General features: G+C 60.2%; 5 protein-coding genes. 3 read left to right on the top strand and 2 right to left on the bottom strand.

The genetic code is table 11. The features are described from left to right. On the bottom strand, positions 1 to 185 hold a 185-nt coding region (locus tag VR74_RS05510), incomplete at its 3' end, for a DUF6065 family protein (RefSeq protein WP_045695080.1). 59 nt (positions 186 to 244) lie between these two features. On the opposite strand from VR74_RS05510, the gene VR74_RS05515 reads away from it, so the two are divergent. Next, positions 245 to 754, top strand: a complete 510-nt coding sequence (locus VR74_RS05515; protein WP_045695081.1) for a prolyl-tRNA synthetase associated domain-containing protein — start codon at positions 245 to 247, stop codon at positions 752 to 754. A gap of 48 nt (positions 755 to 802) precedes the next feature. Here the strand turns inward: VR74_RS05515 and VR74_RS05520 are convergent, their stop codons facing one another. Next, the gene (locus VR74_RS05520; protein WP_299949677.1) at positions 803 to 3,304 is read right to left on the bottom strand and encodes a TonB-dependent receptor; all 2,502 of its coding nucleotides are present in this window, start codon (positions 3,302 to 3,304) and stop codon (positions 803 to 805) included. A gap of 94 nt (positions 3,305 to 3,398) precedes the next feature. Between VR74_RS05520 and VR74_RS05525 the strand changes: the two genes are divergently transcribed. Continuing rightward, positions 3,399 to 5,069: a tetratricopeptide repeat-containing sulfotransferase family protein gene (locus VR74_RS05525; protein WP_299949679.1), complete on the top strand. Its 1,671-nt coding sequence runs from the start codon at positions 3,399 to 3,401 to the stop codon at positions 5,067 to 5,069. A gap of 74 nt (positions 5,070 to 5,143) precedes the next feature. Beyond that, positions 5,144 to 5,746: aldo/keto reductase (locus VR74_RS05530; RefSeq protein ID WP_045695084.1), on the top strand; the 603-nt coding region annotated here is incomplete at its 3' end.

Below are 5,746 nucleotides of genomic sequence, written 5' to 3' on the forward strand. Positions count from 1 at the left end.
CCGCCATTCCACACGATCTTGATGTCCATCGGGCAGAGGATTTCCCAGCCGGTGGAGTTCGCCATGGTCAGCGGCAGGCAGCGATAGGGGTGGCGGTCCGGGAAGGCATCCATCCATTCGCGCTGGCTGCGGCCCGGCACGATCTCCGGGGCAACATCATGTATCTTATAGCATTCGAGACGCATGGGGATAAATCTTTCCGGAAGGCTTGACGCTAAAGGAAAGTCTTGGCCCAAAGTGCTGGATGACTGCAAGCCCTGAAGACCTGCTCACCTATCTCGATGGCCTCGCCATTGCACACCGCACGCACTGGCACGCACCCGTCTTCACCGTTGCCGAGGGCGCCGATCTCAAGGCGGCCATGCCGGGCGTTCACACCAAGAACCTGTTCCTGAAGGACAAGGACGGCGCTTTCATCCTCATCTCGGCCGAGGCGCACACGCAGATCGCCCTCAACCAGCTTCACCGCCATATCGGCACCAAACGCCTCTCCTTCGGCTCTCCCGGGGACATGCTGGCGCTTCTGGGCGTCACGCCGGGCTCGGTCACGGCCTTCGCCCTGATGAATGACACGGGCCGCAAGGTCCGCTTCATTGCCGATGCCGCGCTGTTCACGGCCGATCCGGTCAACTTCCACCCGCTGACGAACACCGCCACGACGGCCATATCGCGGGATGATTTCAGGCGCTTTGTCGAATCGACGGGCCATGCATGCGACGTGTTGGACTTCGCGTCCCTGCAGGAGATCCAGTGAAAAGGCCGCCCCCAGAGGCGGCCTTCCGGTTCCTTGTGTCGCTGCGGGCTACTTGAAGCTGTAGTTCAGGCGCACCCCGATCGTGCGCGGCGCACCGACGAAAGTGTAGAACGTGCGCACATAGACCGGTCCGCCATCATCATCGGCAAGGACCTGGTTGAACAGGGGCGTGCCGACAACGCCCGTCTCATAATACTCGTCGAACACGTTGTTCACGAACAGGGTCGCCTGCCACGGGCCGGTATCATACACGGCCGAGGCGTTGGCCACGCCATAGCTGTCCAGCGTAATGCCGTCGCCAAGGCCGCCGGTGCGTGTCAGCACGTCGCCCTGCCAGGCATATCCGCCGTTGAACGTCAGCTCTTTCCCGTTGGCCAGTGCATGAACATAAGTTCCGAACACCGCAAACTGGTCCTCCGGCGACCCCGGCAACCGGTCGCCGTCGCGACCGTCAAGCAGCACACTGCCGAAACCCGGTGGTGAAATCGTACCGACCAGACCGGGGGCCGGCGCTGTGAGCGATGCTTCGGTATGGCTGTAACTGCCGCGAAGCGACAAGGCATCGCTGACCAGCCAGGTACCGTTGAATTCGACACCTTTGGACTCGGCACCATCCGCGTTGACCGTGATCGGAAGCGACGCATTGATCGTGGCTGACGAGAGCTGCGGGTCGCTCCACTCGACATAGTAGAAGGCGCCATTCAGCGTGATCCGGCCTCCATCCAGGGTCGACTTGAAACCGACCTCATAATTCGTCGTCGTGTCCGGAAGGAACTGTGTTTCATCGCGGGTCGAGACATCGTTCGGCCCAGACCCGAATTGCTGGCCCGGCAGCAACGCACAGGCGCCCTGCTGATTGTCCAGCGGATCGAACTCCGGACAGACACCAATGCCGTTCGAATCGCCGATCCGGTAGCCTTCAGAAAGCGTGAAATAGGTCAGCAGGTCGTCCGTCACCTGATAGGATGTATTGAACTTGAACAGCGTGCCATTGTCCGATTGAGACGTACGCTCCGTCCCATTCGGGCTTCCTGCGGCAAAGTCAGCTTTCAGGCTGTCTTCCATGGCGCTAAGGCCCACCGGCATGAGATAGTCCGGCCCCGCGTCAAACAGCGGGAAATCCACGTCGCTGAAAGATTCAAGGTCATACTTGTAGTATCGGCCGCCGACCTTGACGCTCCATTTGTCGGTAATGTCATAGCCAATCTCGCCGAAAATCGCCGATTCCTTCAGCTTCGAATAGAATTGGGAATAGTATTCGAGATCGTCCGGGCGGTCGAAACCGACATAGGCAGCATAGCCCGGCGTATATTCCTGCGAATAGGATGTCACATCCGCATCATTGTAGAACGCGCCGACAATCCAGTTGAACCGGCTGTCGGTCGTCGAAACGAGCCGGATTTCCTGATTGAATGTGTTCTCCCTTCCCTTCTCGTGCGTGAAGGACGTGAAGGTCGGGAAGGCCTCGTAACTGTATTCGAGCGTAATCAGCAGGTCGCTCTGGTCGCGCTGTCCATCATCGTCAAACCGCGAAAGACCGGTCGCCGATGTAAGCTCGGCAAAACCGAGATCGGCAGTTACTTCCAGTGCAAGCAGCTGGTTGGTTATCTCGTTCGGCTCTTCGACCCGTTTGGCGAGTTCATATTCGCCAGCCGGCACGGTCGACCGCGCGCTCGAACCGCGCCGGCCCTCGATGTCCGACTTCTGGAGATAATAGGTCAGCGTGCCATCGAGCCAGGAAGTCGGTTCCCAGCGCGCCGCGATACGGCCCGAGATGACTTCCTCACCGTCGGCATCATTCACCCGGCGAAGGTTGGCGGCCACGTCCGCAGGGTCGCTGAAGTCCGGGTCGGCGTCGGACACACCGATTTCCCGCACGATGAAAGGATAGTCGGTAAAGCCTGAATCGTTCTCAAAATCGACCGAACCGCGGATCGCAAAACCTGGCGCCAGCGTCTTGTTGAAGGTCAGACCCGCCTCGTAACTGATATCGTCTGCTTCGGAATATTGTGAAACCTCGGTGCGGACATCGAGCGAATCGCCCGCGAAATCCGGCTTCTTCGGAATATAGCGAATGGCGCCGCCCAGCGTACCGGCACCGTAGAGCGTGCCCTGGGGTCCGAGCAGGACCTCGACCCGTTCAAGGTCGTTGAGCTTCAGGTCGACATAGAGCGGAATCTCGCCGACATATGTCGCAACCGTACCGCCGCCATTATTGTTTCCATCACCCGAGCCGAGACCATCAGCGTTCAGGCCGCGCACGATGATCGGGTTGCCCTGGCGGCCACCACGATCAACCACGTTGATGCCCGGGACATATGCCAGCACGTCGGCCAGCTCGTCGAAACCCTGTTCCTCGATCTGTTCTCCGCCAACTGCTGCGATGTTCAGTGGAATGTCCTGGATGCTCTCGGCACGGCGGGTCGCGGTAACGGTAATCGTCTGCGCGCGAAGCTCCGTATCGTCGATCGTTTCCTGTGCCTGGGCGGCAAGGGCCGCGCCGGCAACAAGCACCAACGCGCTCGTTGTTTTCAGAAGTGACATTTTCATTGTTCGGTTCCTCATCAGTCTTCCTCGCCTCACGCATAAAATTGTCTCAGGCGCCTCACTGGGTGCAAGCCGCCGTCACAGCAGGCTTCTCTTTTTGGAAAACGCGCGCCAAAATGGGCATAGTCGGAAAAATCTGCCCAAAAACAGGACAACCGCCCTGCTCAACACATCACGCCCTCAAACAGGAAGCGCCCGTCTGGCAGAGGCAGAGCGTCTTCTCGCCGCAAAAGCGTACAAACCCGCACACGCACTTTGCCTGGAAGAACTGAACCGCAATCCGGAATCGGCGCAGGCCTACTATCTCCTCGGCATACTCACAGCCGATCACGGCAATCATGCAAAGGCGGTTGAACTGTTCACCCGTGCCACCCTACTGGACACGCATCATGCGCCGGCATTCGCCCAACTCGCGCGAAGCGAGATTGCACGTTCGCGCCGGGAAGAAGCGCTTCGTGCGGCGAACGCCGCTGCGGCGCTTTCGCCACCAGACGCGCACACTTTGGACACGCTCGGCGTCGTCTACAGCCGGGCTGGCCTGCACGCCCGCGCCACGCCGTTCTACGCGTGTGCGACGCGAACAGCGCCGGACGTTGCCAATTACCACTACAATCACGGTGCAGCCCTTCAATTCCTTGGCGACATGGCTGCGGCGCGAGAAGCCTATCGCAAGTGCCTTGAAATCGATCCGCTGGAAACGCGCGCGCTGTCCTCGATTGTCCAGATCACGCGCCAGTCGGAGCAGGAAAACATGGTTTCCGAACTTGAGGCTGCGTTTGAGGCAACCCGGACGGATCCAGACGATGCCCTCCGCATCGGGCACGCCCTCGCAAAGGCGCATGAGGATCTCGGCCATTCTGCCGAAGCGCTCGATTGGCTGCACCGCGCCAAGGCCGCAAAGCGCGCCACGACCCGGCATGATCCGTCCGCCGACGCCGCCGTGTTTGCCGCTGCTCGCAGCCTGCCCGCGCAGCTGGCGAACATATCCGGTTACGCATCCGCCGAGCCCATTTTCATCGTCGGCATGCCACGCACCGGTACCACGCTGGTTGACCGTATCCTGTCCAACCACAGCGAAGTCACATCTGCCGGAGAGCTGACGGATTTCGGCCTCCTCCTGAAGCGGATGGCCGCGACAGGATCGAACCATGTGCTGGACCCGGAAACCCTGATCGCCGCTTCCGGGGTGGACCTTGCCGAGCTCGGCAAGGCCTATATGGACGGCGTGTCGCGCACGCAGCGTCTGTTCGGCCGGTTCATAGACAAGATGCCGCTCAATGCATTCTACGCCCCGATCATCCTGGCTGCCCTGCCGAACGCACGGGTCATTTGCCTGAGGCGCCATCCGGCTGATACCGTCCTGAGCAATTACCGACAGATGTTCGCGACAAGTTTCTCCTACTACAATTACGCCTACAGCCTGGCAGCGACCGCTCACTATTATGTCGGCTTCGACCGCATGATGGCCGACTTTGCCAGCACGTTGCCATCCGATCGCTATTGCGACGTCCACTATGAAAATGTCGTGGCTGATATCGAAGGCGAGACCCGTCGCCTGCTGGACTTTTGCGGCCTGCCCTTCGAAGCCGCCTGCCTCGATTTCCACGAAAACACGGCGCCCGTTGCAACCGCCAGCGCGGCCCAGGTGCGACAACCGCTCTACATGGGATCCGTTGCGCGCTGGAAGCGCTACGCCCCTGGCATGGCGGAGGCACTCGACATTCTTGAGGCTGCCGGCTGCATTTCCGCTGGGGAACGCACATGCTGAGGGTTCCAGGCTATGGTGCCAGCGGAAATAGCCGTTACGCTTGCCGCGAAACCTGACATTCCGGGGAGGAAAACATGAAAACACGTCGTCTTGGCAAGAGCGCCATCTATGTGTCCGACATCTGCATGGGCACAATGACCTTCGGGTCCCAGACCGACGAGAAGGAAGCCATGCGCATTCTCGACGAATGCTATGATGCCGGCATCAATTTCTATGATGCGGCGGAAAACTATCCCGTGCCGCCGGATCCGAAATGGGCCGGGCGCACCGAGGAGATCGTCGGAAAGTGGATGAAAACCAAGGACCGGGACTCCCTGATCATCGCCACCAAAGTGTCCGGCCCCTCGCACGGCTGGATCAAGAGCTCCCAGCGCGCCGGCATGACCGCCATGGACCGCCACAATATTACCCGCGCCGTTGAGGCCAGCCTCGAACGCCTCGATACGGATTATATCGACCTCTACCAGACGCACTGGCCCGATCATGGCACCGGCTTTGACGAGACAATGGAAACCCTGGACGAACTGGTCCGCGCCGGTCTCATCCGCATCATCGGCTGCAGCAACGAGAATGCCTGGGGCCTGATGAAAAGCCTCGCCACCGCCGAGCGCCTTGGCACGGCACGCTACCAGACGATCCAGAACAATTTCAGCCTGAACAACCGGCGCTTCGAAGAC

The sequence above is a fragment of the Hyphomonas sp. BRH_c22 genome (assembly GCF_000961795.1).
Lineage (GTDB): Bacteria > Pseudomonadota > Alphaproteobacteria > Caulobacterales > Hyphomonadaceae > Hyphomonas.

Bases quoted from the DNA above. Each gene is read 5' to 3' on its own strand.
- VR74_RS05520 (WP_299949677.1), bottom strand. From the start codon at position 3,304: ATGAAAATGTCACTTCTGAAAACAACGAGCGCGTTGGTGCTTGTTGCC.
- VR74_RS05515 (WP_045695081.1), top strand. From the start codon at position 245: ATGACTGCAAGCCCTGAAGACCTGCTCACCTATCTCGATGGCCTCGCC.